Origin of the sequence: Micrococcus sp. H39-S4, assembly GCF_027158145.1 — a bacterium.
Classification (GTDB): domain Bacteria; phylum Actinomycetota; class Actinomycetes; order Actinomycetales; family Micrococcaceae; genus Micrococcus; species Micrococcus luteus.
Genome location: NZ_JAPVLT010000004.1, coordinates 183113 through 209744, shown reverse-complemented (window position 1 = coordinate 209744; position 26632 = coordinate 183113). Strand labels below are relative to the sequence as shown.

24 protein-coding genes are annotated in these 26632 nt (G+C 71.3%); 11 read left to right on the top strand and 13 right to left on the bottom strand.

Translation table 11 applies throughout. The features are described from left to right. Positions 1-52: 52 nt before the first annotated feature. The 5 genes from O3T09_RS06030 (at position 53) to O3T09_RS06010 (ending at position 4975) form a co-directional block, all read left to right on the top strand. Positions 53-1120 (top strand): acyltransferase family protein, encoded by a 1068-nt coding sequence (locus O3T09_RS06030; protein WP_002854397.1) that lies wholly within the window; start codon positions 53-55, stop codon positions 1118-1120. Then, positions 1117-2058, top strand: coding sequence for an arsenate-mycothiol transferase ArsC (locus tag O3T09_RS06025; protein ID WP_002854398.1), 942 nt, complete (start codon positions 1117-1119; stop codon positions 2056-2058). The genes O3T09_RS06030 and O3T09_RS06025 overlap by 4 nt, the downstream gene beginning before the upstream one ends. A 628-nt stretch (positions 2059-2686) precedes the next feature. Further along, a complete protein-coding gene (locus O3T09_RS06020) occupies positions 2687-3574 on the top strand; it encodes a nucleotidyltransferase family protein (RefSeq protein ID WP_036334236.1) in 888 nt (295 codons plus the stop codon). Further along, positions 3564-3896, top strand: coding sequence for a PqqD family protein (locus O3T09_RS06015; protein WP_049158517.1), 333 nt, complete (start codon positions 3564-3566; stop codon positions 3894-3896). Before O3T09_RS06020 ends, O3T09_RS06015 begins: the two co-directional genes overlap by 11 nt. A 35-nt stretch (positions 3897-3931) precedes the next feature. Next, positions 3932-4975, top strand: coding sequence for an acyltransferase family protein (locus tag O3T09_RS06010; RefSeq protein ID WP_216879618.1), 1044 nt, complete (start codon positions 3932-3934; stop codon positions 4973-4975). A 6-nt stretch (positions 4976-4981) separates the two neighbouring features. Here O3T09_RS06010 and mfd read toward each other — a convergent pair whose 3' ends face one another. Both mfd and O3T09_RS06000 read right to left on the bottom strand, forming a co-directional pair. Further along, a complete protein-coding gene (gene mfd, locus O3T09_RS06005; protein WP_269295437.1) occupies positions 4982-8638 on the bottom strand; it encodes a transcription-repair coupling factor in 3657 nt (1218 codons plus the stop codon). Continuing rightward, positions 8635-9699: a MauE/DoxX family redox-associated membrane protein gene (locus tag O3T09_RS06000; RefSeq protein ID WP_002854411.1), complete on the bottom strand. Its 1065-nt coding sequence runs from the start codon at positions 9697-9699 to the stop codon at positions 8635-8637. Before O3T09_RS06000 ends, mfd begins: the two co-directional genes overlap by 4 nt. A gap of 184 nt (positions 9700-9883) precedes the next feature. Here O3T09_RS06000 and O3T09_RS05995 point away from each other — a divergent pair, with 184 nt between their 5' ends. Next, the gene (locus O3T09_RS05995; protein ID WP_002854412.1) at positions 9884-10411 is read left to right on the top strand and encodes a DUF2505 domain-containing protein; all 528 of its coding nucleotides are present in this window, start codon (positions 9884-9886) and stop codon (positions 10409-10411) included. A gap of 89 nt (positions 10412-10500) precedes the next feature. After that, positions 10501-11070, top strand: a complete 570-nt coding sequence (locus O3T09_RS05990) for an arsenate-mycothiol transferase ArsC (RefSeq protein WP_100069087.1) — start codon at positions 10501-10503, stop codon at positions 11068-11070. Positions 11071-11115: 45 nt separating this feature from the next. Here O3T09_RS05990 and pth read toward each other — a convergent pair whose 3' ends face one another. The 3 genes from pth to O3T09_RS05975 form a co-directional block, all read right to left on the bottom strand. Further along, a complete protein-coding gene (gene pth / locus O3T09_RS05985) occupies positions 11116-11691 on the bottom strand; it encodes an aminoacyl-tRNA hydrolase (protein WP_002854414.1) in 576 nt (191 codons plus the stop codon). A 7-nt stretch (positions 11692-11698) separates the two neighbouring features. Then, complete coding sequence (locus O3T09_RS05980; RefSeq protein WP_002854415.1) at positions 11699-12337, bottom strand: 50S ribosomal protein L25/general stress protein Ctc; 639 nt, start codon at positions 12335-12337, stop codon at positions 11699-11701. A gap of 185 nt (positions 12338-12522) precedes the next feature. Continuing rightward, the gene (locus O3T09_RS05975; protein ID WP_232502371.1) at positions 12523-13683 is read right to left on the bottom strand and encodes an O-antigen ligase family protein; all 1161 of its coding nucleotides are present in this window, start codon (positions 13681-13683) and stop codon (positions 12523-12525) included. A gap of 318 nt (positions 13684-14001) precedes the next feature. On the opposite strand from O3T09_RS05975, the gene O3T09_RS05970 reads away from it, so the two are divergent. Next, complete coding sequence (locus tag O3T09_RS05970; RefSeq protein WP_002854417.1) at positions 14002-15405, top strand: polysaccharide biosynthesis tyrosine autokinase; 1404 nt, start codon at positions 14002-14004, stop codon at positions 15403-15405. Between the two features lie 61 nt (positions 15406-15466). Here O3T09_RS05970 and O3T09_RS05965 read toward each other — a convergent pair whose 3' ends face one another. Both O3T09_RS05965 and rfbB read right to left on the bottom strand, forming a co-directional pair. Next, positions 15467-16882, bottom strand: coding sequence for a sugar nucleotide-binding protein (locus O3T09_RS05965; RefSeq protein WP_002854419.1), 1416 nt, complete (start codon positions 16880-16882; stop codon positions 15467-15469). Between the two features lie 13 nt (positions 16883-16895). After that, the gene (rfbB, locus tag O3T09_RS05960; RefSeq protein WP_002854422.1) at positions 16896-17891 is read right to left on the bottom strand and encodes a dTDP-glucose 4,6-dehydratase; all 996 of its coding nucleotides are present in this window, start codon (positions 17889-17891) and stop codon (positions 16896-16898) included. A gap of 42 nt (positions 17892-17933) precedes the next feature. Here rfbB and O3T09_RS05955 point away from each other — a divergent pair, with 42 nt between their 5' ends. Beyond that, positions 17934-18860: a glycosyltransferase gene (locus O3T09_RS05955; protein ID WP_080556388.1), complete on the top strand. Its 927-nt coding sequence runs from the start codon at positions 17934-17936 to the stop codon at positions 18858-18860. Between the two features lie 385 nt (positions 18861-19245). On the opposite strand, the gene O3T09_RS05950 is transcribed toward O3T09_RS05955, so the two are convergent. Beyond that, complete coding sequence (locus tag O3T09_RS05950) at positions 19246-20088, bottom strand: glycosyltransferase family A protein (RefSeq protein ID WP_080556389.1); 843 nt, start codon at positions 20086-20088, stop codon at positions 19246-19248. 48 nt (positions 20089-20136) lie between these two features. Between O3T09_RS05950 and O3T09_RS05945 the strand changes: the two genes are divergently transcribed. After that, a complete protein-coding gene (locus O3T09_RS05945) occupies positions 20137-21141 on the top strand; it encodes a glycosyltransferase family 1 protein (RefSeq protein ID WP_145015632.1) in 1005 nt (334 codons plus the stop codon). A 27-nt stretch (positions 21142-21168) separates the two neighbouring features. On the opposite strand, the gene O3T09_RS05940 is transcribed toward O3T09_RS05945, so the two are convergent. From O3T09_RS05940 to O3T09_RS05930, 3 genes are read right to left on the bottom strand one after another with little or no spacing between them, the layout of a single operon-like run. Next, positions 21169-22101, bottom strand: a complete 933-nt coding sequence (locus O3T09_RS05940; RefSeq protein ID WP_002854428.1) for a glycosyltransferase family 2 protein — start codon at positions 22099-22101, stop codon at positions 21169-21171. After that, a complete protein-coding gene (locus O3T09_RS05935; protein WP_002854430.1) occupies positions 22098-22610 on the bottom strand; it encodes an acyltransferase in 513 nt (170 codons plus the stop codon). Before O3T09_RS05935 ends, O3T09_RS05940 begins: the two co-directional genes overlap by 4 nt. After that, entirely contained in the window at positions 22607-23581 is a 975-nt protein-coding gene (locus tag O3T09_RS05930; RefSeq protein WP_002854432.1) for a glycosyltransferase family 2 protein, read from the bottom strand. The genes O3T09_RS05935 and O3T09_RS05930 overlap by 4 nt, the downstream gene beginning before the upstream one ends. Positions 23582-23655: 74 nt before the next feature. Here O3T09_RS05930 and rfbA point away from each other — a divergent pair, with 74 nt between their 5' ends. After that, the gene (gene rfbA, locus O3T09_RS05925) at positions 23656-24525 is read left to right on the top strand and encodes a glucose-1-phosphate thymidylyltransferase RfbA (RefSeq protein ID WP_002854434.1); all 870 of its coding nucleotides are present in this window, start codon (positions 23656-23658) and stop codon (positions 24523-24525) included. Positions 24526-24529: 4 nt separating this feature from the next. Here the strand turns inward: rfbA and O3T09_RS05920 are convergent, their stop codons facing one another. Both O3T09_RS05920 and O3T09_RS05915 read right to left on the bottom strand, forming a co-directional pair. Further along, complete coding sequence (locus tag O3T09_RS05920) at positions 24530-25651, bottom strand: glycosyltransferase (RefSeq protein WP_002854435.1); 1122 nt, start codon at positions 25649-25651, stop codon at positions 24530-24532. A gap of 9 nt (positions 25652-25660) precedes the next feature. Then, positions 25661-26623, bottom strand: a complete 963-nt coding sequence (locus O3T09_RS05915) for a glycosyltransferase family 2 protein (RefSeq protein WP_002854436.1) — start codon at positions 26621-26623, stop codon at positions 25661-25663. Positions 26624-26632 lie beyond the last annotated feature (9 nt).

The following is a 26632-nucleotide window of genomic DNA, read 5'->3' as shown; positions in this document are numbered from 1 at the left end:
CACCGGTCGTCCGGCCGCCACGCGCCGAAGGGCGTCCACCCGCAACACGGGGGTGGACGCCCTTCGGCTTGTCTCCATCGCGGCGGTGGTGCTGGGTCACGCGTACCTGACGGACCTCACCTTCAGCCGGTACCTGGAGATCTGGCGGATGCCGCTGTTCTTCTTCCTCACCGGCTACTTCTGGACGCGCGGCCGCCCCTGGGCCAAGGACGTGCGGGGCCGCTTCCGGAGCCTGATGGTGCCGTACCTGGTGTGGGCGGCGCTCATGTCCGTGGCGGCGTTCGCGTGGTTCGCCGACGACCCCGACCTGCTGCGGCGCCTGGTGCTCACCGGCTGGTACGGGGGCGCGGACCAGGAGCCCCCGTGGTGGGCCTTCTGGTTCATCTCCGTCCTGTTCTTCACCACGGTGCTGCGCCGGTTCCTCGAGCGCTTCCCGTCCGCCGTCGCCTGGGCGGTGGGCCTGGCCGGGCTGGCGTGGGCCCACCTCGTGCCGGACTCCGCGATCGCCCGCACGCCGCTGGGCGTCGGGCTGGCCCTGCCCTGCCTGCTGTTCGTCCTCAGCGGCGAGATGTTCCGCCGCCACGTCCAGCCGCACGTGCGGCGCCATCGGACGCTCATCGGCGTCGGCCTGGTGCTGCTCGGGCTGGTCGCGGTCCGGCTGGGCCTGGAGCCGCCCAACATCAAGTTCGGCGGCTTCGGCACGCCGGTGCTCACCCCCGCCGTGGGCGTCCTGATGTCCGCGGGGATGGTGCTCGTGTTCGGTTCCATGGTGGAGAGGCTGCTGCGCTCCTTCGCCCGACGCACCGGGACGGGTCAGGCCCTGCGCCGCGTCATCACCGCCCTGGTCCGGACGGGCACTGTGGTGGTGCTGCTGCACGGCTGGGTGCTGATGTGGATCATGCGCCACGGCGTGGAGGACAACTTCGCCAAGTTCGCCCTCGCGCTCGCCCTGAGCTGGGTGGCAGGCCTCGCCCTGCTCGCCACCCCCCTGTCCAAGCCGTTCACGGGGGCGCGCCGCCGCTGGTACCCGGTGCACCGCCTGCGACGCGTGGAGCCCCCGCACCCCGTCACGTCCGCGCTGCCGCGCGTCACGACCGCCTCGGAGAGGACACACCCATGAGCAGGGATCATCGCCCCCCGATCCGCAATCCGTTCCTGCCGCCGACGCCGGAGGAGCCCGAGGTGCCGGCCCACGACGGCGGCCACCCGGCGGGTGACGGCGGTGACGCCGACGCCCCGGCGGCCTCCACGGGGCGGGAGGATCGCCTCGCCGAGTTCCGGCTCGGCCCGGCGTTCCGCCCCCACCCGGCCGACCCCGCCGCGCCGCGACAGCGTGCGACGCCGGCCGAGCGCGCGGTGGCTCCCGCGACCGCCGCGACCGCTGAGCCGGCCTCGCCCGCCTCACCGGCCGACCGTGCCCCCGGCCCCCTGCCGAGCGCCCGCGTCCTCGTCGTGTGCACGGGCAACATCTGCCGCTCCGCCTACGTGGAGTACGCGCTGCAGGCGCAGCTCAACGCCCTGCTCGGCGACCGGGGCCGCGCCGAGGTCACGAGCGCGGGCACGGAACCGAACCAGGCGCTCACCGTCCCCGGCCCGCTGCTCGACCTCGCGCCGAGCCGCCGAGTCCGCGCCGCGTTGACGCAGCATCGACCGCAGCAGCTGACCGGGCGTTCGCTGGCGGACCAGGACCTCGTCCTGACCGCGACGGACGACCACCTGGACGAGGTGCTGCGCGAGGACCCCGCGGCGGTGCGCCGGACCTTCACGATCCTCGGCATGGGCACCCTCCTGCGCGACCACGGCGAGGAGCTCGCCGCGTCGGTCCCTCCGGGCGCGGGCGTCACCGTGCTCGTCACGGCGCTGGCGGAGCTGCGCTCCCGCCTGATCGCCCACGGGGAGCGGCCGGACGCGGATCTGCCGGACCCGTTCCGCGGCCCCGCCGAGGGCTACGCCGCGATGGCGCAGACCGCGCAGCCGATCATCGAGCTGCTGGCGTGGGAGATCGCCCGGGCCCTGGACGGGGACCTCGTGGAGGACGAGGACCCGACGGGCGCCTGACCGGCCGGCCTCAGAGATCGGGGACAGCGCCGCCTCCACTGCCACGCGCAGGGGGTGCGCAGCCGGGGGCGGACAGGCGCAGCCTAAGAATGCGTAGGCGCCGAGGATGGCGAGGACGAGCACGACGCCACCCCCATCTGCGGCGTCGACCAGAGCCACAGGACGGCGCACGCCAAGCCCGCCATGGAGGTGCGGAGCCCGTGAGGAAGACGCACACCGCGGCGGTGACGAGCAGGGCCACCTTCCACCGCCGCGTCCGCACCAGAGCGAGCGGCAACTGAGCCGACCGCGGGCGATGCAGTCAACACGACCGATGAAACCCGCGATCCGCACCCACCAGCGCAACCAGTCCAGGTCTGGGATGCCCTACGGCAGGGGGACGATCGCGGGGAACGGCATGCTCGGTGAACATGGAGAATGGAACTCTACAGGTGGATCTAGACAGGTCGCACAGCTCATCGCCAGTCCTGCCACGCGTTCATGGATGGCACGTCGGCACGGAGCGCCCGGGAGCGTGCGGGTCTCGCGCCGTCAGTCCACGAATCCACCTGAATCCCCTTTCACTTTGCACCGGGTATCCGGCACAGTCACCACCGGGCCCTCCTTCCGGTGGACTAAGCTCGCGGCCATGGGGGAACGAGCGACGGGACAGCGACCGGCCGCCCCGCCGTCCTTGGACCTCGAGGTCCGCGTCCGCCTCGCGCACGCCCGCATCACGCATCTGCTGGACCGGGCCGGCATCCGCGGCCTGCACGTCAAGGGCTACGCCACCGAGCCCGGCGTCTACCCCGATCACCGCCGCAGTTCGGACGTGGACCTGCTGGTCCATCCGGCCGATGCCGCCGCCGTCACCGCGCTCCTGCGCTCCCACGGCTGGGAACCGGTCGCCACCTTCTCGGAGGGGTCGATCTTCCAACACGCGGCCACGCTCTGGCACGACCAGCTGGGCTATGTGGACGTGCATCGGCTCTTCCCCGGCCTCGGAGCGTCCCCCGAGACGGCCTTCGACGCCCTGTGGAGCGAGCACATCCACCTCGTGATCGCCGGCCGGCCCGTCCCGGTGCCGAGCCCGCGCCACCAGCGGCTCGTCGTGATCGTCCACGCGGCCCGCGACCCGTTCCGCGGTGGCCTCGACGTCCGGCACATCCGGGAATCCCTCCCCGCCGAGAGCTGGGCCGCCCTGCGCGAGGAAGCCCACCGGCTGGACGCGGGCGCGGCCTGGCACGTCGCCACGGGCGAGGCCGCCGACGGCGTCGACACCCGGCAGCTGGCCCTCTTCGCGGCGCTGCACGAGAGCCAGAGCGGTCTCGAGCTGTTCCGCACCCGGTGGCGGTCGGCCGCCACGGTGCGGGAGCGGGCCGTCCTCGTGGCCCGCACGATCCCGGTGAACCGCCCCCATCTGCAGATGCGCCTGGGCCGGCCTGTCACCCGCGCGGACCTGTGGCGTGAGCAGGGCGCCCGGCTCGGCGCACTCGCCGGCTGGGCCTGGACGAAGGCGGTGCGCCGTGGCCGTTGAGACCACCGAGGGCTGGGCGCTCGCCCCCGACATCGCGTGGGCCTGCACCGCCGGCGGCCAGGCCGCCGTCATGACGCTCGAGGCCGGTCAGCCGCTGCTGCTGAGCGCCTCGGGCGACGTGATCTGGGAGGTCCTCGTGGGCGGCCGCACCCCGGAGGACGACCTGGTCGCGGATCCGCCGGCGCCGCTGTCGACGACGGACGTCACGGTCCAGGTCGCGGAGGCGTTCGGCCTCGCCCCCGCCGACGTCGCGGCCGACGTCCACGCCTTCCTTGAGATGCTCGAGGCGCACGGCGTCCTCGTCCGCGTGAGGAAGGCCTGACCCGCCTCGATGTCTGCCCCTGAAGGATCGCCCTCGTGAGCCCTGCCCCGCCTCCCGTCCGCACCCACGCCCGCTTCACAGAGCTGGACGGGCTGCGCGGTATCGCCGCGCTCGGTGTCGTGCTGGCCCACTACATCACCCTCGCGAACACGTTCTTCCCCCATCTGCGCCAGGCCCCGGTCGACTTGAACCCGCTCACCCTCGGCGTCCACCTGTTCTTCCTCATCTCGGGCTTCGTCATCTTCATGACCGTCCGGCGTGTGGGCTCCGCCCGGGAGTTCCTGACCGCGCGCGCCATCCGCCTGTTCCCCCCGTTCTGGGTGGCCCTGCTCCTCACCAGCGCGATCGGCTACCTCTCCCACGAGGCCTGGCTGAAGCCTGGGCTGCGACAGTTCCTGGCGAACCTCACCATGGCCCCGAAGCTGTTCGGGGAGAAGCCCGTCGATGGGGCCTACTGGACGCTCGCGGTCGAATGGGTGTTCTACCTGGGCATGGCCCTGCTCTGTGCGCTCGGCCTGACGCGCCGGGAACAGCTCACCACGTGGCTCCTCGCACTCTGGGCCGTGGCCAGCGTGGGCCTGAGCGTGGGGCTCACCCTCTGGCGGTCCGCTGGCTCAGGCCTGGCGGACGTCCTGCTGACCGCCACGATCGCCGAGTACGCTCCCCTTTTCGCGAGCGGCGCCCTCCTCTTCCTGAGTCGCGAACGCGGCCGCCTCGACCCGCGCCTGGCCCTGACCCTGCCGTCGGCACTGGCCACCGCACTCATCGTCCAGGGCCCGGGCCACGCGATCATGCTGGCCGTCCCGATCGTGATCTTCGTGGCCGTCGTCGTGCGCGAGCGCACCGCCGTGCTGCGCACTGCGCCGTTGCAGTTCCTCGGACGGGTCTCGTACGGGTGGTACCTGCTGCACCAGAACATCGGCTACGCGATGATCTCGCTGACGCAGGACCGGGTCCTGGGCTTCCTCATCGCGTTCCCGCTCACGCTCGGACTGGCGTGGGCGCTGTACGAGCTGGTGGAGGTTCGCCTGAGCCGCGTCCTGCGGCGGCGGCTGCTCCCCCGGCGTCGGACGGCCTGACCCGTCTCAGCCCTCCGGCGTGAAGATCGCGTCGACCACCTGCTGCGCCCACTCGAGCAGCGGGACGTCCACGAGGTCTTGACCCATGACCGGCTTGGTCTTGGGACGCGGGATGAGGACGCCGTTCAGGGCGGGCTTGACCTGGGCGCCCTTGTACATGCGGGTCAGGCGCATCTGACGGGACTCCGGCAGGTCCGCGGCGGGGCCGAACTTCACGTTCTGCCCCAGCAGCATCACCTCGGTGACGCCCGCGGCCCGGGCCCGGTTGCGGAACCGGGCGACGGCGACGAGCGCCTCCACCGGCTCCGGCAGCGGGCCGTAGCGGTCCTTGAGCTCCTCCACCACGGCGTCCACGGCGGCGTCGTCCGCGGCCTGGGCGAGGTTGCGGTACATCTCCAGGCGCAGCCGCTCCCCCGGCACGTAGTCGTGCGGCAGGTGGGCGTTGACCGGCAGCTCCACCTTCACCTCGGCGGGCGCGGTGTCCTCCTCGCCCTTGAAGTCGGCCACGGCCTCACCCACCATCCGCAGGTAGAGGTCGAAGCCCACGCCGGCGATGTGCCCGGACTGCTCCCCGCCCAGCAGGTTGCCGGCGCCGCGGATCTCGAGGTCCTTCATGGCCAGCTGCATGCCCGCGCCGAGCTCGTTGTGGGTGGCCACGGCCTTGAGCCGTTCGAGGGCCACCTCGCCCAGGGGCTTCTGCGGGTCGTACAGGAAGTACGCGTACGCCCGCTCGCGGCCACGGCCTACGCGGCCGCGCAGCTGGTGCAGCTGCGAGAGGCCGTAGCGGTGGGCGTCCTCCACGATCAGGGTGTTGGCGTTGGCGATGTCCAGGCCGGTCTCGATGATCGTGGTGGAGACGAGCACGTCGAACTTCCGCTCCCAGAAGTCCACCATGATCTGCTCGAGCCGGGCCTCGCTCATCTTGCCGTGGGCGACGGCGATCCGCGCCTCCGGCACCAGCTCGGCGATGCGCTTGGCCACCTTGTCGATGGTGGTGACGCGGTTGTGCACGTAGAACACCTGCCCCTCGCGCATGAGCTCGCGGCGGATGGCCGCGGTGACCTGCTGGTCCGAGTACGGGCCCACCGAGGTGAGCACGGGGTGGCGCTCCTCCGGGGCGGTGGCCAGCGTGGAGGTCTCGCGGATGCCGGTGAGGGACATCTCCAGGGTGCGCGGGATGGGCGTGGCGGACATGGCGAGCACGTCCACGTTGGTGCGCATTTTCTTCAGCGCCTCCTTGTGCTCGACGCCGAAGCGCTGCTCCTCGTCCACGATCACCAGGCCCAGGTCCTTGAACTGCACCTGGTCGGAGAGCAGCCGGTGGGTGCCGATCACCACGTCCACCTCGCCGTGCGCGAGCCCCTCGATGACCTCCTTGGACTCCTTGGCGGTCTGGAACCGGGAGAGCGCGGCCACCTTCACGGGGAAGCCGGCGAACCGGTCGGAGAACGTCTGGTGGTGCTGGCGGGCGAGCAGCGTCGTCGGGACGAGGACGGCCACCTGCTTGCCGTCCTGCACCGCCTTGAACGCGGCGCGCACGGCCACCTCGGTCTTGCCGAAGCCGACGTCTCCGGAGACGAGCCGGTCCATGGGCACCGCCGCCTCCATGTCCTTCTTGACGTCCTCGATGGTGGTCAGCTGGTCCGGCGTCTCGATGAACGGGAACGCCTCCTCCAGCTCGGCCTGCCACGGGGTGTCCGGGGCGAACGCGTGGCCGCGCGAGGCCATGCGGGCCGAGTACAGGCGGATGAGCTCGCCGGCGATCTCGCGGGTGGCGCGCTTGGCCTTGGACTTGGTCTGCGCCCAGTCCGAGCCGCCCATCTTGGACAGCGACGGCGTCTCCCCGCCCACGTAGGTGGAGATCAGGTCGAGCTGGTCGGTGGGCACGAACAGCCGGTCGCCGGGGGCGCCGCGCTTCGAGGGCGCGTACTCGAGCACGAGGTACTCGCGGTAGGACTCCTCGGCGCCGGGGGCGGTGCGCGGTCCGCCGGTGACCTTGCGGCGCTGCAGCTCCACGAAGCGGGCGATGCCGTGCTGGGAGTGCACCACGTGGTCACCGGGCTGCAGGGTCAGCGGATCGACGGCGTTGCGCCGCTTCCGGGCCAGCCGTGCCCCGGGGGCGCGCGTGCCCGCGGTGCGGTGCCGGCCGAACAGGTCGTGCTCCGTGATCAGGGCGATCTGCGCGTCCGGGATCGTGAAGCCGGAGCCGACGGGCGCCGTCGCGATGGAGACCCGCCCCGGGGCGAGGTCCGCGGGCAGGGGCCCGTCCGCCACGGAGGCCGTGAGGCCGGCCTCCGTGGTGAGCTCGGCGAGACGGCGGGCGGAGCCGGGGCCGTCGGTGAGGACCACGGCATGCCACCCCTCCGCGAGCCGGACGCGGGTGTGCGCGACCATGGCCTCGATGTCGCCGGAGAAGGTCTGCGCGACGCCGAGGGTGGCGCGCAGGGTGGCGGCGTCGGGCAGCAGCTCATCGTCCGAGACCAGCGCGGTGACGGACCAGAACCCCTGGTCCTGCTCGAGCGCGGCCGCGCGGAGTTCGGCCACCGTGAGGAAGCCGCCCGCGGCGGACTGGTCCGCCCCGGCCACGTCCACCGGGGCGACCGCGCCCTGCGCGGCGCCGGCCCACGCGGCCTGGAGGAACTCCTCGTTGGTGGCCAGCAGGTCGTCGGCGCGGCCGCGCAGGCGCTCGGGCTCCACGAGGACGGTCAGCGAGCCTGCGGGCAGCATGCGGGGCAGCGACGTCATGGCCTCGGCCAGCAGCGGGGCGAGGGACTCCATGCCCTCCACGGCCACGCCCTCGGCGATCCGGTCCAGCATGTCCGCGGCGGCGGGCATGGCCGGGATCAGCTCCTTCGCGCGCCGGCGCACGTGGTCCGTGATGAGCAGCTCGCGGCACGGGGGCGCGTACAGCTCGGAGGGGTGGCCCGAGCCGTCCTCCGTGGTGTCCTCGAGGGAGCGCTGGTCCGCCACGGAGAACCAGCGCATCTGCTCCACCTCGTCGCCGAAGAACTCGATGCGCACGGGGTAGTCCTCGGTGGGCGGGAACACGTCGATCAGCCCGCCGCGCACGGCGAACTCGCCGCGTCGGCTGACCATGTCCACGCGCGAGTAGGCGGCGTCCGCGAGCGCGGCCACCACGCCGTCGAAGTCCCGCTCCTCCCCCGTCCGCAGGGTCACGGGGCTCAGCTCGCCGAGCCCGGCCACGAGGGGCTGCAGCACGGCGCGCACGGGGGCGACGACCACGCGCAGCGGGCCCTCCGCGTGCTCCTCGGGGTGGGCGAGGCGGCGCAGCACGGCCAGGCGGGCGCCCACGGTGTCCGAGCGCGGGGACAGGCGCTCGTGGGGCAGCGTCTCCCAGGACGGGAACAGTGCGGCGGCACCGGCGGGGGCCCAGGCGGCCAGGTCGGTCACGAGGTCCTCGGCCTCGCGGGTGGTCGCCGTGACCACGAGGACGGCGGCGCGCTCGCCGTGGCCCTCGGCCAGCGCCTCGGCCAGGACGGTCAGTAGGGGCGCGCGGGCGCCGTCGGGCAGGCCGATCTCCAGTTCGACGCCCCGGGCCTCGAGCGGCCGGGAGGCGGAGGCGGCGGCCGCCTCGATGGCGCGTTCGGCGCGCAGGCGCGGCAGCAGCGGGGCGAGGACGGGGGTGGTCTCGGGGGCGCTCATGCGCGGACCTCCGGGGTGGCGGTGGAGCCGTCCGTGGCGGCGGGCAGTTCGGTGGTCATGATCTCCCGGATCTCTTCGAGGAAGGCGAGGACGTCGTCGGCGCCGCCCACCGGGCCGCCGGCGGTGAGCCGGTCCGTGCCGAGCAGCACCGCGGTGGGGAACGAGTGCAGGCCGAGGGCCTGCGAGGCGGCGCCGGCCGGGTCGGCGAGCACGAGCGACGCGTCGACGGCGCCGCTGTGGATCGCCCCCTCGGCGCCGGGGGCGTGCTGGGGCATGATGACCCGCAGCCGGACCGGCCCGAGCGCGTCCTTGAACTCGTCCAGCCGCTCGATCACCCGCGCGCAGGAGCCGCACCCCGTGGACAGGCGCAGGGCCACCACGGCCCCGTCCGCGACCAGCCGGTGCAGACCGGTGTACTCGCCGTCCGCGACCACGACGGCGTCCGGGAACGGGTGGCGTTCGGGCTCGGCGCCGTCGGCCGGGTCGACGGCGGCCGGGGCCTCGGGCGTGGGCGTCGCCGCGGCGACGTCGGGTGCGGCCGGGACGGACTCACGCCCGGCCAGGAACGCGGCGGTCGCGAGCAGCACGGACACGAGCAGGGCCCACGCCCACGCCCCGGCGCCGAAGGCGGCGAGCGGCTGCCAGGCCAGGCCCGCGCCGTGCACCGCCAGCGAGACGATCCCCTCGGCCAGGGCCAGGACGGCGAGGACCAGGAAGACGACATTGCGGACCACGGTGGTGCGGGAGATCGGGGCGGCCGAGGCCTCGCCGAAGCAGCCGCACGAGACGCCGTCGTCCTGGGCCCGGACCACGAGCGCGAGGAAGGCGGCGAAGAGGGCCACGGCCACCAGGCCGACGACGGGACGCAGCAGGGTGAAGGGCTGCAGGAGGGCGGCGGCGAGCAGCAGCTCGAGCCAGGGGAACGCGCGCGCCAGGGCGGGGGCCGCGAACGGGCGGGGCACCCTGAGCCGGGTGAACGTGGCCTGCACGTCCTCGCCGGAACGGAGCTTCGCCGTCCCGCTCAGGAGCAGGATGAGGGCCACGGCCCAGAGTGCCGACATGGCGGACACACCTTCCAGGGGGTTCACGAGGGGTCGCGCGGCCGGTCCCGGCACCGTGCACGGGACCCGGGTCGCGGAGGCCAGCATATAAGGTGAGAGATGGACGCCCATCGCCGTCGGCGAACCGGTGCAGGCCCTCTCACGGCCCGCCGGGCGCGGCCCGACTTGACCCCGAGGAGACACCGTGGCCTTTTCCGCTCAGCAGTCCATCCCGCACCCGCCGGCGGCCGTGGCAGCCGCCCTGGCGTCCGAGGACTTCCACCGTTCCGTGGTCGAGTCCTTCGGCGGCTCCCTGGTCTCGTTCTCCGTGGAGGGCTCCCCGGAGGGCCCGATGACCGTCACCGCCGTGCGCTCCCTGCCCGCGGACCGCATCCCGGATCGTGTCCCGGACATGGCCCGCAAGCTCATCGGCTCCGCCCTCCAGGTGGAGCAGGTGGAGCGCTGGGACGCGCCCGCCGCGGACGGCTCCCGCGCCGGCACCACCACCATCACCGTGCCCTCCGCCAAGGCGACGGCGGACGGCTCCCTCCGCCTGACCGCCGCCGGTGAGGGCTCCCAGTTCTCCGTGGACGGCACCCTCGTCTGCCGGATCCCGCTGGTGGGCTCGAAGCTCGCGGCGAAGGCCGAGCCGATGGTCGGCAAGGTCGTCAATCGTCAGGCCCGGGCGCTGTCCTCGTGGCTCGAGCGTGACGGCGGAGCCGCGCGCGGTTGATCTCGTTCTCCCGTCGCCCGGCGCCGACGAGCCCGGCTCCGCCTGCCCGACGGGGGCGTCGGGCCCTCCCCCCGCCGGACGCCGTGCTCATGGTGTGCACCGGCAACGTGTGCCGCTCGGCCTACGCGAGCCGAGCCCTGCAGGGCCGGCTGGCGGCTCTGGTCCCCGGCCGGGTGGAGGTCGGCAGCGCCGGCACCCAGCCGAACCAGGCCCTGAGAGTGCCCCCGCCGCTCGTGCGGCTTGGCGCCGAGGCCGGCGTCACCGGGCTGGAAGGCCACCGGCCCGCCGCGTTGCAGCCGTTCATGGTGGCGGAGGCGGATCTCGTGTTGGCCGCGGCTCAGGAGCACATGCGCTTCGCACTCCATGAAGTGCCGCAGGCGGTCACCCGGATGTTCACCGTGCTGGAGCTCGCGGCGCTGGTCCGCGCGATGGACCAGCGGGACGGGCGGGACTGGATCCCCGCCGGTCGCGGAGTGCGCGCCTTCGCCGCGGAGGCGGCCCGCCACCGGGCCCTCGCCCGGTCGACCGCCCAGCCCCTCGACGTCGTGGACCCGTTCCGCGGGCCGGTGGAGGGGTACGCGGAGATGATCCAGATCATGGATCCCGCCCTGGAGACCATCGCGGACGCCCTGGCCCGCGCCGTGAGCCCGACCCCCTGAGCGTGGGGTTGCGCCCCCCGTCGAGCACGCCGCGGGGCGGGAGGCTCAGTGGAACGCCTGCTGGGCGGGCTCGAGCCCGTCCGTGACGAGCTTCTCGACGGCGTCCGCCGCGCGGTCCACGTGCAGCGGCAGGACGTCCTGCTCGGGCTTGGTGAAGGGGCGCAGCACGAAGTCGGCCACGTCCATGCGGCCCGGGGGTCGGCCGATGCCGACGCGCACGCGGGCGTAGTCCTTCGTGCCCAGCGAGGCGGTGATGGACTTCAGGCCGTTGTGGCCGCCCTCTCCCCCGCCGCGCTTGAGGCGCAGGGTGTCGAACGGGATGTCCAGCTCGTCATGGACCACCACGAGGTCCTCGGGGCCGATCCCGTAGAAGGACGCCAGCGCGGAGACGGGGCGGCCGGAGACGTTCATGTAGCCGGTGGACTTCGCGAGCACGACCCGCGGTCCCCCGATGCCGAGGCGACCCGTGGCCACCACGGCGCCGGCCCGGTGGCGGGTGAACCCGACCCCCATGCGGGAGGCGAGCTCATCCGCCACCATCTGGCCGACGTTGTGACGGGTGCGCTCGTACTCGGACCCGGGATTGCCGAGCCCGACGATGAGCGTGGTCCCCGTCGCCACGGCGTGATCAGTCCTCGGAGCCCTCGGACTCGCCCTCGGCGGGCTCGCCCTCAGCGGACTCGGCGGCCTGCTCCTCCTGCACGGACTCGTCGCCGAGGTCCTGCTCGACGACCTCGCTGACGGTGGCGATGACGATGTCGTCCTCGAGCTGCAGGGTGGCGCCGGCGGGGACCTGCACGTCCGGGGCGTACACGTGGTCGCCGGCCTCGCGGCCCTCGACGGAGATGGTGACGGCCTCGGGCAGGTCGGTGGCGTCGGCCTCGACCGGCACGGTGACGTAGTCCAGCACGTACTCGGTGCCGGGGGCGACCTCGCCCTCGACCTGCACGGTGACCTCGACGACGACCTTCTCGCCGCGACGGACCTCGATGAGGTCCAGGTGGTCCACGGTGTCCTTGATGGCGTGGCGCTGGATGTCCTTGGGCAGGACCAGGTGCTCCTCGCCGGCCTCGTTCACGACGGTGAGCAGGGCGTTGGGGTTGCGGACGGCCAGGGTGGTCTCCTGGGCTGGCAGCAGCAGGTGCACGGGCTCCTGGCCGTGGCCGTAGACGACGGCGGGGATCAGGCCGGCACGGCGGGCCTGGCGGGCGGCGCCCTTGCCGAAGTCGGTGCGGCGGGTGACCTTGATCTTGAGCTGGTCAGACATGATGCGTCCTCCTGTGGGGGTCTCGGCCGCGCAGCCGGGGGCGGCGCGGGATGCGGCCAGGAGGGGGCTTCAGTGCCGCAGCGGGTCAGCATGCTGACGCGCGGCGGCGGCCTCGTCGATCACGGAGCGCACGCTCCCTCGCCTGGGCAACCTGAGCAGGATAGCACCGGTGGTGCTCGACGCGTTCAGCGGCCCGCGCGTCGGGACCGCTCGATGATGCGGTCCAGCTTGCGGCGGTGGGCCCGGTCCTTCGCGGGGGCGCCATGGTCCTCCTCGTCCTCCTGGGCGCTCAGCAGGAGTCCGCAACCGAGCACGATGGCGCCGAAGATCGTGATGAACACCTCCCCCAGCTGGAGCGAGGCCACGAGGATGATGAGGGCGGCCGCTTCGACGGCGACACGGGAAGGTGAGCGGTGCGTCCGGGCGAAGGGCCGAAGGCACAGCCAGAGGTAGGCGCCGACCACCACGATCAGGAACGGCCAGCCGCCCTCGACCAGGAGACCCAGATAGGAGTTGTGGAAGAACATGGACACGTGGTCCAGGTCCACGAATGCCGTGGAGAGGCCCTGGCCGAAGAAGGACGTCTCCGCCACCTTCTCCACGGACGCCGCCTGGATCTGCGCCCGGAACCAGTCCGTGCCCGTGCGGTCGCCGAAGATCCCGAGGTCGGCCAGGTTCTCCTCGGCCCAGCTGACGAACCAGCCCATGACGACCGCGAGTGCGATACGGAGGGCCCGCCCCAGGTAGGGGCTCACGAGGATCCACGCGACCGCGCAGAACAGCGCGGCCATCGAGGTCCGCGAGCCGGTGAGGAAGGTCAAGACGGAGCCGGCACCCAGCACGAGGAACTTCGGGCCCATGCGTTGCATGGTGGCCACGAGCAACACCGGCAGGAGCGCATAGAAGAGGCCGGAGACGTTCTTGTCCCCGAGGAAGCCGGTGAGGTACCCGCCGTAAGTGTCCGGGGCCAGGCCCGCGTAGAAGAGGGGCACGTTGATCAGTGCTCCGGCCGTCATCCCGTAGAGGATGCCCTTGATGTCGATCCGCTCGCTGGCGATGGCGTAGATCAGCAGGATCAGGAGCGTGATCCTGGTGGCGCGCCGGGTGGGGTCAAGGTCGTTGCGCACGGTCACCGCGACGAGATACGCCACCAGGGCCAGTGCGACGAGGGCCAGCATGCCGTAGTGGGAGAGGTCCCGGCGGGGCTGCCGGAATGAGGCCAGGAGCAGCAGAAGGATCGCGGAGAACTCCGCGAACGGGATCGGCAGGCCCGGAGCGGTGAACGCCTCCACCACCAGACCGACCGCCAGTACGGCCTCGAACAGCCGCGGCGAGGCCGACGTCACCAGTGGGTTCCACGGGGAGCGCGTCCACGCGGCCTGACCGTCCGGGACGAGGCCGAGCGAGGCGTGGCCCCGGGCAGGCCGATCCTCGGGTGGCGCCACGGCCCTCACAGCGCGGGCAGCCGTCCGGTCACGGGGCGTGCTCGAGCGCATGGTGCGGAACCTTTCATGGACGCCGGGCGATACTCGGTTCAGCGTAGCGCGGTGGCGGGCGCCGTCCTCGGGGCCCTCAGGCCGCGCGGTGGGTCTTGGTACCGTGGACCGCGCGTGCCTCGCCCACGACGGCCCGCGCGTCCCCGTCCATGACCCCCGAGGTGCTCCGTGACGATCGTCGACTTCTTCCGCCTGCTGCGCGCCAACCTCCTCCTGCTCTTGGCGGCCGCCCTCGTGGGGGGTCTGCTGGGCTGGGGCTACTCCGCGCTGCAGCCCCGGATCTACGCGTCCGAATCTCAGGGGCTCCTCGCCGCGCGGAACGCGGATCAGAGCCTCATCGCCGGCAACGGACCCGCCGAGAGCCGGGCTCAGGCCTACGTCGCCCTGATCAACAGCCAGGCCGTGCGTGAACGCGTGGCACAGGACACGGGGCAGGACGACGACGACTCGCTCTCGGCGGCGCTCGTCCCCGGGTCCAGCATGATCAAGGTGACCGCCACCTCGACGGATCCCGAGACCGCCGCGCGGCTCGCGAACAGCGCCCTGCAGGCGACGGCGGACGTGGCGGCGGAGGTGGACAAGAACAGCCCCCTGGAGGTCGTGCCCCTGTCGGACGCCCGCGTGCCCTCTGCCCCCGTGAGCCCTGACACCCGTCGCAACGTCCTCTTGGGCGTCGTGGCCGGACTGGGTGCGGGACTCGCCATCGCCGTGCTCCGCCGCCTGCTCGACGTGAAGGTGCGCAGCCGCGCCGACGTGAAGGAGATCACCGGCGCCGGCGTGATCGGCGCCGTCCCAGAGAACGCGTCCCTGACTCGCACGGGCGAGGCGGCCGTGGACCTCGACCCCCGGGCCGGCGAGGCCATCCGGGCGCTGCGCACCAACCTCAAGTTCGTCTCCGTCGACGAGCCGCCGCGCGTCGTCTCGTTCACGAGCGCGGACCCCTCCGAAGGCAAGTCGACCGTCGCCTCGAACCTGGCCCGCGCCCTGGCCCTGGCCGGCGAACGGGTGCTCGTGGTGGACGCCGACCTGCGGCGCCCCCGGCAGCACGACCTCTTCAAGGTGGCGGGCGACGTGGGCCTGTCCGAGGTGCTGGCCGGTGAGGTGCAGCCGGACGACGCCCTCGCGGCCACCGGAATCCCGAACCTCACGCTGCTCCCCGCCGGCCGGACGCCCCCGAACCCGTCGGAGCTGCTGGGCTCGAAGCGCATGCGGGCCCTGCTGAAGCTGGCATCGGAGGACTTCTTCGTCATCGTCGACTCCCCTCCCCTGCTGCCCGTCACGGACGGCTCGCTCCTGGCCACGGCCGTGGACGGGACTGTGCTCGTGGTGCGTCAGGGGCGGACCCGCAAGGACCACCTGGAGGCGGCTGTGGAGAATCTCGCCGCAGTGGACGCGCATCTGCTGGGCGTCGTCATGAACGGCGTCGCGCGCTCCCAGCGCGGCGGCGGATACGCCTATGGCTACGGGTACGAGAGCACGTACCACAAGTCCCACGAGAAGTACCTCTCGAGCGTCGGCTCGTCCGCGAAGAAGGGGCGGCGTTCACGCCGCAAGGCCCGCACGCGCAGCTGATCGCCCCCCACGCACGAAGCCCCCGCCGAAGCCGGCGGGGGCTTCGTCATGCGGGACGCGGTCAGCGCCTCAGGTACGTCCGCAGGCGTTCGCGCTGGTCCGGGGCGGTGTAGCCGACGGCGGCCAGGGGCCCGAGGTCGAGGGCGCTGTTGGTCGGCCGCGGGGCCACGCCCTCCTTGCCGGCCAGGTACCCGGCGGTGGTCGTGGCGGACACGCGCCCGGCGTCGTGGCCGGTGTCCTCGAAGACCCACCGGGCGACGTCGTGCCACGTGACCACGTCGCCGCTGTTGGTCATGTGGAACGTGCCCGTGGGCGCGTCCGTGGTGACCAGGTGCAGCAGGGCGTCGGCGAGGTCGTCGGCGAAGGTGAGGCGGCCGTGCTGGTCGGCGACGACGGCCGGGTCGATCCCGCGCTCGGCAAGGGAGGCCATGGTGGCCACGAAGTTCTTCCCCTCCCCGATCACCCAGGAGGTGCGCACGATCCAGTGCCGCGGCACGGTGCGCACCGCGGCCTCGCCGGCGGCCTTCGACTGGCCGTAGACGCCCAGCGGCGCGAGCGGGTGGTCCACCGGGTGCTCCCGCCCCACGGGGAGGGCACCGTCGAACACGTAGTCCGTGGACACGTGGGCCAGGGGCACGCCGGCCTCGGTGCAGCGGCGCGCGAGCTCGGCGACGGCGGTCGCGTTGACGGCCCAGGCCTGGGCCCGGCCCTCGGGCGTCTCCGCGGCGTCCACCGCGGTCATGGCGGACGCGTTGACCACGGCGCGCAGGCCGCGGAAGTGCTCCCGCGGCCACGAGGCCGGATCGGTCATGTCCCACGTGTCCCGGCCGTGGGCCTCGACCGGGATCCCCGCGGCCTCGGCGCGGACCACGAGGGCGCGGCCGAGCTGGCCGCCGGCGCCGAGCACGAGGATCGGGGCGGGCGGCATGGGGGTGACGTCCGCGAGCATCGGGTGGGCGCGGTCCTTGTCCGAGAGCTCGGCATCCTCGAGCGGGATGGGCCAGGCGATGGCCGCCGTCGGGTCCGCGAGGTTGAGGAACGTGTACTGGCCCTGCGCGTCGGCGGACCAGTGGTCGTTCACCAGGTACGTGTAGGCGGTGTCCGGCTCAAGCGTCTGGTAGGAGTTGCCCACCCCGCGCGGCACGAAGACGGCCTTCTCCGGGCCGAGCTCCACGGTGGCGACGGCGCCGAAGGACGGCCCCTCGCGCAGGTCCACCCAGGCGCCGAAGATCCGGCCGTGGGCGACGGCCACGTACTTGTCCCAGGGTTCGGCGTGGATGCCGCGGGTGGTGCCGACAGCGTCGTTGAAGGAGATGTTGTTCTGCACCGGGGCGAGCGAGGCCAGGCGGGGGTGCTCGACGGCGAGGGCGCGGATCTTCTCCCGCTGCCAGTTCTCCTTGAACCAGCCGCGGTTGTCCCCGTGGACGTCGAGGTCGAGGACGAGCAGGCCGGGGATGGCGGTCTCGGTGATGCGCATCAGCGGTGCCCCCTCACTGGCCCTGGGCGCGGTACGTGGCCTCGACGGCGGCCTTGGCCGGACGCCACCAGGCCTCGTTCTCGCGGTACCAGCGGACCGTGTCCGCCAGACCGGCGCGGATGTCCGTGAACTGCGGCTCCCAGCCGAGCTCGGTGCGCAGGGCGGTGTTGTCGATCGCGTAGCGCAGGTCGTGGCCCGGGCGGTCGGCGACGAGGTCGTAGTCGTCCGCGGGGCGGTCGAAGAGCTCGAGGAGGATCTCCACGATCTCCCTGTTGTTCCTCTCCCCGTCCGAGCCGATCAGGTACGTGCGGCCGATCTCGCCGCGTTCGAGGATGCGCAGCACGGCCGAGGAGTGGTCCTCCGTGTGGATCCAGTCCCGGACGTTGACGCCCTGGCCGTAGAGGCGGGGGCGGACACCGTCGATCAGGTTGGTGATCTGGCGCGGGATGAACTTCTCGATGTGCTGGTACGGGCCGTAGTTGTTGGAGCAGTTGCTCAGCGTGGCCTGCACGCCGAAGGAGCGCACCCACGCGCGCACCAGGTGGTCCGAGCCGGCCTTCGAGGCCGAGTAGGGGCTGGAGGGGTTGTACGGGGTGGTCTCGGTGAACTTCGCCGGGTCATCGAGCTCGAGGTCGCCGTAGACCTCGTCCGTGGACACGTGGTGGAAGCGCTTGCCGTGCTTGCGGACCGCCTCCAGGAGGACGAAGGTCCCGACGATGTTCGTCTGGATGAACGGGGAGGGATCGTTCAGCGAATTGTCGTTGTGGGACTCCGCCGCGTAGTGCACGACGGCGTCCGACTCGGCGACCAGGCGGTCCACCAGGGCCGTATCGCAGATGTCCCCGACCTCAAGCGTGACGCGGTCCTCGGGCAGGCCGGCGAGGTTCTCCCGGTTGCCGGCGTAGGTCAGCTTGTCCAGGACGACGACGTCGTGCCCAGTCTCGCGGACCACGTGGTGGACGAAGTTCGAACCGATGAACCCGGCGCCGCCGGTGACGAGGAGGTGCATGGGGTCGAGTTTATGCGTGCCGCTTCTGCCTAAGATCGGAAGGTGGACATCCTCACCGTGGCCCGCCGGGCCAAACACCGCGCTTACGTCGCACGGAAGCACACCCGCTGGGCAGCCTGGTCCGCAGCAGCTAGGGCCCGAGCCCAGTATTCGAAGGCACGCGGTTACACCTACGACCGGGCCCGTTACGCGGTGGCCGGCGGGGCCGAGGGAGCCATCCTGCAGCCTGCAACCAGCACCTTTCCCGTCGACCACCTCTGGTTCCCCACCCTGCTTCCGCATGCCGAGGAGGAGCCGGCCCCACGACGTCTCTACCTCCTGTGGACAGGGGACAACCCGCTCACTTCCAATCGCCGTCGCTCCGTGGACGTCGTCCGGGAGGAGAACCCGGACCTGTCCGTCGAGCTGGTGACTCCTGAGAACCTCGCGGACTACGTCGTTGACGGACACCCCCTGCCCACGACGTACGAGCACCTCTCCCCCGTGCACCGGTCGGACTACCTCCGCGCCTACTTGATGTACCACCACGGTGGTGTCTACCTGGACATCAAGCCCTACCGCGGACGGGCCAGCGCGTACTTGGATGTGCTGGACACCGATCCCACCGTCTGGGCGGTGGGATCGGCTGAGGTCCCGGGTAACTGGAGTCCTGCGTTGCGGGGACGCCTGTCGGCGGACCTCACCACGCACGCCAGCAAGGTGCTGAACCAGATGTCCTTCGCGTTCCGCCCCCACACCGAGCTGGCGGCAGCATGGCTGTCCGAGGTGGAGCGACGCCTGCGATACTTCGCGGACGTGCTGAGCGCGCATCCAGCCGTCGACGCGATGGGCGCATACGGCGAGTACCCTGTGCCGTGGTTCGCACTGCACAGCGCCTCCCTGTCACCACTCGCTCTCAAGCACCACGAACGTGTAAGGATCATGGACTCTCTCGAGCTGTCCCTGGGCGGATTCGAGACCTACCGCTAAGCCTGTAGCCCTTGGGGAGCAATTTGCGAACAGCACCGAGGCGGTGAATCGATACGCGCCGTAAGCCCGCAGAGGCTTTTAAGCATCCGACAGCGCGGCTCAACCCCGGGTGCACGTGGGTGCGGAACCAAAGCGGACCCCTTTCCATGAACCCGCGGGACGCGCCGGATGGGTCGTCAGCGCGAAGTGCCCCGGTACGGATCTCGGAGCGAGGGTGCCGCCCCAGTGCCGCCGGGCCTGACGGTCGACACCGGTGCACCCTCGCCGCGGGCGCGGTGACCACACAATGCTCCGAACCCGACGGCTTCTCCGCTCAGCGCGCCCTCAGCCCTCTCCTGATCGCCTAGGGGGTTGTCAGGCGCCGTCCGCGCAACGTGATTCCAGGTCAGGAACGCGGATCCCGACGGAGGCCCCAGAGCGCAGACACGCCGGCACGCAACCGCGCATAGTGAGGCCGGAGGTACAGGCGGTCTAATACAACCTGGTGTCGCAGCGCCTTCTCTCGCTCAGCCGCCTTCCACAGGCCTCGGCAGAGCTCCGGAAGGTGAGCTGTATCGAGGTTTCGCAATACCGCTTCTCGCGTGGCATCGGTCACCTCGGGGATATATTGCCGCTCGGATCGTTGCCCTGGGCGTATGCGGTAGTGGAGCGTTGCGGTCGGCAGGGTCGCAGTCTGCCCGCTCGTGGAGAGCAGGAGGCGGAGCCAGAACTCATGATCCTCAAGGCCTCCATGCAGGCCCTCGTCGAACCCACCGACAAGTTCAGCATCTTTGCGCCGACAGGCCGAGCCGATGGGAACCTGGTTCTCAAAGGCGATGTCTGGGCCCCGAAGACCCGTGGCGGGCCGGTACGACCAGTCTGCAGTTCCGAAAGCTGCAACGGCCGGCACGGCCACAGCAACCCCCGGCTCATGGAGGGCCGACACCGACTCTGTGGCATGCATCGCGTCTACCCAATCGTCGCCGTCCAGGAACACGATGACATGGCCCCCGGCGGCGGCGAGACCAGCATTTCGCGCAGCCGCCGGGCCCGCATTCTGCTGGCGGATCACCCGCAGTCGATCATCACTGCGGATGAGGGCGCAGGAGACGGGGGCAGCTGAGCCGTCATCGACGACGATGACCTCCACACTTGGGTGAGTCTGATTCAAGGCGGACGACACCGCCTGACGCAGATGGTCGGGAGAGTCGTTGTAGGTCGGAATGACGTAGGACACCAGCTCACTCACGCTGGAAGCCTAAGGCCATCGTCTTCCGGAAGCTATTAGGGTGCAGTCATGAGCGTCGACATCCTCTACATCCGCCCCGGCGGGAGCGGCTGGGGACCCATCGCTCAGTTGGCGATGCTGACGGCCAAGGTCCTGGGGGGACGTCTCGCAGAGGTAGAGGACACCGGCCGTGCATCAATGGCGCAACGGGTGTCGTCGTTGCTGCCCCGCGGACCTCGCCGGCGGGGACGGCGCCTGCTCGTGATCGCCGGAAATCCAGCGGCCCTTGCCCTGGCCGCACGTCCGAACATGTGGTGGCCAGGCTACGACTCTACAGCGGCATGGGTGATCGATTCGTTTTGGACGGACCGAATCGCCCGGATCGCCCGGCATCGTCCCCACCTGGACCACCTATTCATCACGGACCCAAACCTGGCTGAGGAGTGGCGCTCCGCCACCGGGCGGCCTGTGGACGTGCTCCCGTGGGGTGCAGACACCCTTGCCTTCCCCGCCGTCGCGGCCCCGCGGCCCGTCGACCTACTCCGTCTGGGGCGTCAACCGGCGGCCTGGGAAGACGACAACGTGACCGCCGCTGAGGCGGCCGACCACGGGGTGGTTTTCGAGGGACGGCCCCCGACCGCACCGACCCCCGAAGCGAACCAGGCGGCCGTTCGCGACGCCCTGGCCCGGGCTCGCCTCGTCTTAGCTTTCTCCAACCGTGTCAGCCCGGCCCCGTACACGCATCCGACCCGTGAGTACCTGACTGGACGATGGATGGACTCACTCGCAGCGGGTTGTCTCGTCGCCGGAACGGCGCCGTCTACAGCCACCGATCTCCTCTGGCCCGGAGCTACCTTGGAGATCTCACCGAACGACCGCGCGGCTGCCTGGCCAACGATCGCGGCGGCAGCCGCGGCGTGGACGCCTGAACAGGCTGCCATTCAGCAGGTACGTGCCCGCGCCACCGTCGATTGGCGGTGGCGGCTCGTAAATCTGTGCCGCATTCTTGGCTGGGATGATGCTGAACGCCGCGCGGCGAGGGCGACCCGGTCGCTCGACCTGTCGCGCTACTGACGGGCAGCTTGCCCGCGGTGGTCGAAGTCAGCGGCGAAACAGCCGGTATCGCATCATCCCCTCGAGGGCGCCGACGTGGGCACCCACATGGGCGGACCAGGCGAGTTGGGCCGCCTCGTCACGCCGCGACGCCGGGAGGGCGGCCACACCGCGTAAGACTTCCCGAGCGGAGGCCTTCAGACTGGGGCCTCGCATCGGACTGTCCCGGTAGCGGGTCCACAGGTAGATGCGACCGCGCTGCTGGATGCGCTGCTGCCGGAACAGGCTTCGTGGTTCGGACTTGAGCCGATAGTGGACGACTGCCTGGGGCACACTCACCACCTTCATCCCGGCCCGCTGGGCCCGCCAGGCGAAGTCCGTCTCCTCCGCGCCGCCCGGATACGCGACGTCCATCCCCCCGAGGGCGAGGTACGCCGATCGGTGGATCGCGAAGTTGCCCCCGGCCACTGTCGGAAGATGGCCAGCGAACCCGCCGGGGTTCTCTTTCACCGCCGTCGGGCGGGCGAGCTCGTCGACCTCGGGGTCCGGTCCGATCCGATAGGCGGCGAGGACCTCGGGCGAGTTGAAGCGCCCGTGGTGGAGGGCACCGGTGGCGATTCGAAAGGAATCCTCCGCGACGGCGTCAGTGAGGGATCGCGCCCACGCGGGGCCCACGAGGTCATCAGCGTCGCAGAAGAGCAGGATCCTCCCCCGCGCCGCCCGAGCCGCCACGTTGCGCCCGTGGGACGCACTCGCCGGTCCCGAGGCATGGACAACCCGCACGGTGAAGGGAACCGGCTCCTGCAACGCCGCCTCGCGCGTTCCGTCGGTGCTGCCGTTGTCCCCGATGACCACCTCAAAGGACGGAGCATGCACCTGGGAGGCCAGGGCGCGCAGCTGCTCCGGGATCCACTTAGCAGCATCCTTCGCCGGGACGATCACACTGACGATCGGTGTACCTGCAACCGCCGACTCGTTCATGTGCCGCCCTCCCCGTCAACATCGCGAACTCGTCGGGCGGGCACACCGGCGTACAGGCCATTCGGCTCGCAGTCTTTGGTGACGACGGCGCCGGCCGCGATGATGCACCCTGCACCGACATTCACTCCCGGAAGGATGATCGCGCCGGCCCCGATCCACGTGCCGTCGCCGATCACTACCGGCTCCGGCCCGCCTTTTCCGGCTCGCATCTCCGGACCACCGATCGAGTGCTTGGCGGTGATGATCATGGACCGCGGACCCATGTAGACGTTCCGCCCCAGGGCAACGGGTCCGTTGTCGATGAACACCTCACGGTTGAGGAAGCACCCCTCTCGCATGGACAACGACGAGGGGTCCAGCACCCTCACCTCAGCGGAGAACCAAGAATCCCGGGCGCCCTGCAGGCCGAGCCGTGCGAGGAGGGCGGGACGCACGCGGTTCGGGAGGACTTCGGAACGCGACGCGACAAGAAGAAGACGGCGAGCGGTGGCCCCTCCGGGGATTTTCATGCGCGCTCCTCCCCCTGCCTCGTGATGGCCATACCGACTCCTAGGGCGCTGGCCGGCCGGCGCTTCCACGGCACGTATACCTCGGCCTTGCCCCAAGCGTGGCCAGCTGCAGTGTTCAGGCGCATCCACACCCCGGGCCAGTCTCGCGGTTTGCGCCCGGCCCCCATGAGCACGGCGCTACCGGCTGCGCGCGCCATCTCGCCCCAGGGGCTGGGGAAATGCGAGCGAGCGTTCAGCCCATAACGGTCGGCAACCAGAGCATGGGCGTAGGCCGAGCGTCGGGCCAATCGGGTGCGGAAGCGCAGGTCCCATTTCCCGCGGAAGGCGATGCGCACGGCGGGGGCTTCATCCACCGGGATGCCCAGGCGGTGTGCCCTGACGCCGAAGTCATTGTCCTCGTAGACCCCGCCCAGGGAGATGTCGAAGCCGCCGACGCGTGTGTAGACCTCCCGGGTCGCACCGAAATCCCCGCCCATCAGGACGGGAAATGCATCGCGGAGGTTTCCGGGGACCACGTCCGTCCAGTCAGCCGTGTCGCCCATCGCGGCGCGGATGTCCTCCAGCCCCCCGGTCATGTCAGTGTTGCTCATGAGTTGGGCTCCACCCGACCACAGGGGCGTGACGGAGAAGGCCCGCGCGCCGTTGCGCACCCACCACCGGGACACGACATCGTCCGCGTCGGCGAACATGAGCAGATCCGCGTGAGCATGCGCTGCCCCCACATTTCGTGCGAATCCCGGGCCTTGGTGCTCGGGTGCGCTCACAAGACGCAATGGGTATGAGACCTCCCGAGCCAGCCGGCGGACCACGGACGCAGTGCCGTCGGTGGAGGCGTTGTCCACGACGACGACCTCGTAGGAAGGAGCCCCGCTCTGGGCGTTCAGGGCCTCCAACTGCAGAGGGAGGAAGCGCTCTGCGTCGAACGCGGGGATGATCACGCTGATTTCGGGCAGCGCGCTTGTCTGGCTCACAGCTCGATCCTATCCCGGTAGGGTGCCCGGTAGACACGCACTCACCGAGCGTTGAAGGGACGTCGAAGTCGCATATGAAGGGCATCATCCTCGCCGGCGGCACCGGCTCCCGCCTGCACCCCATCACCCATGGCATCTCGAAGCAGCTCGTGCCCGTCTATGACAAGCCGATGATCTACTACCCGCTGTCGACGCTGATCTTGGCGGGCATCAGCGACATCCTGGTCATCACCACCCCGCACGACGCGCAGCAGTTCCAGCGGCTCCTGGGCGACGGCTCCCAGTTCGGGATCTCGCTCAGCTATGTCCAGCAGCCCTCTCCCGACGGCCTGGCACAGGCGTTCATCCTCGGGGAGGAGCACATCGGAGACGAGCATGTCGCGCTCGTCCTGGGGGACAACATCTTCTACGGCCCCGGCATGGGCCAGCAGCTGCGCCGTCACACCCAGGTCGACGGAGCCACCGTGTTCGGCTACTGGGTGGCGGACCCCAGCGCCTACGGCGTGGTGGAGTTCGACGACGCCGGCAAGGCCGTCTCACTGGAGGAGAAGCCCAAGGAGCCCAAGAGCAACTATGCGGTGCCCGGGCTGTACTTCTACGACAACGACGTCGTCGAGATTGCGAAGAGCCTCAAGCCGTCGGCACGCGGCGAGCTGGAGATCACCGACGTGAACCGCACCTACCTGGAACGCGGCAGCCTCAACGTGGAGGTCCTTCCCCGGGGCACGGCATGGCTGGACACCGGCACGTTCCACGACCTGAACGACGCCTCCAATTTCATCCGCACCATCGAGTCCCGTCAGGGCCTCAAGGTCGGCTCGCCCGAGGAGGTCGCCTGGCGTCAGGGCCTGCTCACCGACGACGAACTGCGCGAGCGCGCCGAGCCTCTCGTGAAGTCCGGGTACGGTCGATACCTGTTAGACCTACTCGCCTCGCACCACTGAAACGTCAGTCGTCCGTCAACTCCGCGACCAGCGCACGGATCTGCCGAGCGAACGCACCCTCGGAGAACCGCTCGGCATGCGCCTGCATCGCCGCCCGGTCCCAGTCATGCGCCAACAGACGTTCCACCCCGCCAGCCACCGCATCCACCGTCGGGGCGTCCACGAACACCCCGTTGACGCCGTCCACGATGGTGTCCAGGTAGCCGCCCGCACGCAGCGCCACGGTGGGCACGCCCCACGCGCTCGCCTCGAGCGGCGTGATGCCGAAGTCCTCGTGGCTCGCAGCGATCAGTGCGATCGCGTGCACGTACGCCCAGCGCAGCTGCGCGTCGGTGAGGTCCTGGCCGAACACCACGTCCTCCCCCGCCATCGCACGCAGCCGGGCCTCCTCCGGGCCCTTGCCGATCACCACGAGCGGCCGCCCCGCACGGGCCGCTGCCGCGATCGCCACGTCCACGTGCTTGTACGGCATGAGCCGCGCGACCGACAGCAGGAAACCGTCCTCCGCCGGCCGCTCGGCACCGGGGATCGGCTCCTGCGGGCCATCCGTGCTCACGGAGTGCGGCGGGAACACGAGGTCCACGCCGTCGAGCCCGTAGACGTCCTCGATCCGCTCCTTCACCACCGTGGAGTTGGCCACATAGCGTGATCGGCGCCGGACGGCCGCGCGGTCCCACCTGCGCAGGCCCGGGCGCAGCACGCGGGCGACCCGGCCCTTGATGCTGTCCCGTCCGTCCTCACCCAGGTAGTCGTCCAGCAGGTACACCCAGCGCGCCGGGGTGTGGCAGTAGACGAGCGTGGCGCCGTCGTAGCGGAATCCATGCGCCCAGCCGGACGTCGAGACGACGGCGACGGACTCCTTCACGTGCATCAGTGAGGAGGCCAGGGGCAGCAGCGGCAGTGCCCTCCGCGGGTCCTTCCGCAGCAGCCCCACCCGGTTCAGGGGCGACGTGACGATGTGCGCGTCCTTGAACTCGGGGAACGTGCCCTCGGGGTCGTAGAACGTCGTGTAGATGGGCGCGTCCGGCCACATCCGGTGCAGGGCGAGCACCACCCGTTCCGCCCCGCCCTTTTGGGTGAGGTAGTCGTGGGCGATGGCGATTGTTGCGGGGGTCTGTTCCGACATCGTGTCTCCTCAGATGGCCCGTTGGGCGCGGTGGGGACGGGCTCGTCCGGCTTCGGCGGCGCCCTCCACCTGGAGGGCGATGAGTCGACGGGCGAGCCCCCGGGGCAGGTGGTCCGTGACGGCGTCGATCAGAGCACTGGAGCGCGTGAGCGTGGCTTCGGTGGTCCCCAACGCCACCAGGCGCACGGCAGCACCCCACACGCCTCGCGGAGCGCCGATGGTGCCGAGCGGTGCCGCCCCGTGCTTGCTCACGAACAGGTTCCGCGCGGCCGTGCCGTGCAAGGCCCGCACCGCCTTCGAGTGCGTCGTCACGGCGGCAGCGTGGTGCCGCGTCTCCAGCTCGGGGCGGATCACCACGGGATAGCCTGCCGCGTGCAGCCGGTAGCCGTAGTCGATGTCCTCCCACCCGTACTGTCGGTAGTCCAGGTCGTAGCCGCCGATCTGCTCGTGCAGGGCACGGGGGACGGACACGTTGCCGGCCCAGTGCCGCCACTGCCGATCCGCCGGCAGCGCATACGCGTGCTCGCGGTGCAGGACGTCCTGAGCGTCACCGTAGGCGCGCTGATACGGGGTGGGCTCCAGGACGTTCACGTAGAGTCCGATCGCTCCGCCGGGCCCGCCCGCGTGCGCGGCCACGTGGTTCCGGATGTAGTGAGGTCCGGGCTCGAGATCGTCATCGGCACGGATGAGAATACGGCCGGACGTCGCGTCGGCACCGGCGTTGAGCGCGCCGACCCGTCCGCGGTTCTCCGGGAAGACGGTCCAGCTCAGGTCCAGGCCCGGGCGTTCCGCGGCCAACTGCCCGAGCACCGCTTCCGACCCGTCCACATCCCCGTCCACGACCACGTGGACCTCGAACGGCGGGGCGTCCTCCTGCGCGGCGAGAGCGCCGATCAGGCGCGGCAGCCGCTGAGCACCGCCCCGGCTGGGGACGATCACGCTGGCCTCGGGGGTCAGGGGCGTCTCGGTCATGAGTCCTCC

What these genes read in the sequence shown, in the direction of transcription:
- O3T09_RS06025 (WP_002854398.1), top strand. Translation starts at nt 1,117, where the DNA reads ATGAGCAGGGATCATCGCCCCCCGATCCGCAATCCGTTCCTGCCGCCG.
- O3T09_RS06020 (WP_036334236.1), top strand. Translation starts at nt 2,687, where the DNA reads ATGGGGGAACGAGCGACGGGACAGCGACCGGCCGCCCCGCCGTCCTTG.
- mfd (WP_269295437.1), bottom strand. Translation starts at nt 8,638, where the DNA reads ATGAGCGCCCCCGAGACCACCCCCGTCCTCGCCCCGCTGCTGCCGCGC.
- O3T09_RS06000 (WP_002854411.1), bottom strand. Translation starts at nt 9,699, where the DNA reads ATGTCGGCACTCTGGGCCGTGGCCCTCATCCTGCTCCTGAGCGGGACG.
- O3T09_RS05990 (WP_100069087.1), top strand. Translation starts at nt 10,501, where the DNA reads ATGGTGTGCACCGGCAACGTGTGCCGCTCGGCCTACGCGAGCCGAGCC.
- O3T09_RS05980 (WP_002854415.1), bottom strand. Translation starts at nt 12,337, where the DNA reads ATGTCTGACCAGCTCAAGATCAAGGTCACCCGCCGCACCGACTTCGGC.
- O3T09_RS05965 (WP_002854419.1), bottom strand. Translation starts at nt 16,882, where the DNA reads ATGCGCATCACCGAGACCGCCATCCCCGGCCTGCTCGTCCTCGACCTC.
- rfbB (WP_002854422.1), bottom strand. Translation starts at nt 17,891, where the DNA reads ATGCACCTCCTCGTCACCGGCGGCGCCGGGTTCATCGGTTCGAACTTC.
- O3T09_RS05945 (WP_145015632.1), top strand. Translation starts at nt 20,137, where the DNA reads ATGAGCGTCGACATCCTCTACATCCGCCCCGGCGGGAGCGGCTGGGGA.
- O3T09_RS05940 (WP_002854428.1), bottom strand. Translation starts at nt 22,101, where the DNA reads ATGAACGAGTCGGCGGTTGCAGGTACACCGATCGTCAGTGTGATCGTC.
- O3T09_RS05935 (WP_002854430.1), bottom strand. Translation starts at nt 22,610, where the DNA reads ATGAAAATCCCCGGAGGGGCCACCGCTCGCCGTCTTCTTCTTGTCGCG.
- rfbA (WP_002854434.1), top strand. Translation starts at nt 23,656, where the DNA reads ATGAAGGGCATCATCCTCGCCGGCGGCACCGGCTCCCGCCTGCACCCC.
- O3T09_RS05920 (WP_002854435.1), bottom strand. Translation starts at nt 25,651, where the DNA reads ATGTCGGAACAGACCCCCGCAACAATCGCCATCGCCCACGACTACCTC.
- O3T09_RS05915 (WP_002854436.1), bottom strand. Translation starts at nt 26,623, where the DNA reads ATGACCGAGACGCCCCTGACCCCCGAGGCCAGCGTGATCGTCCCCAGC.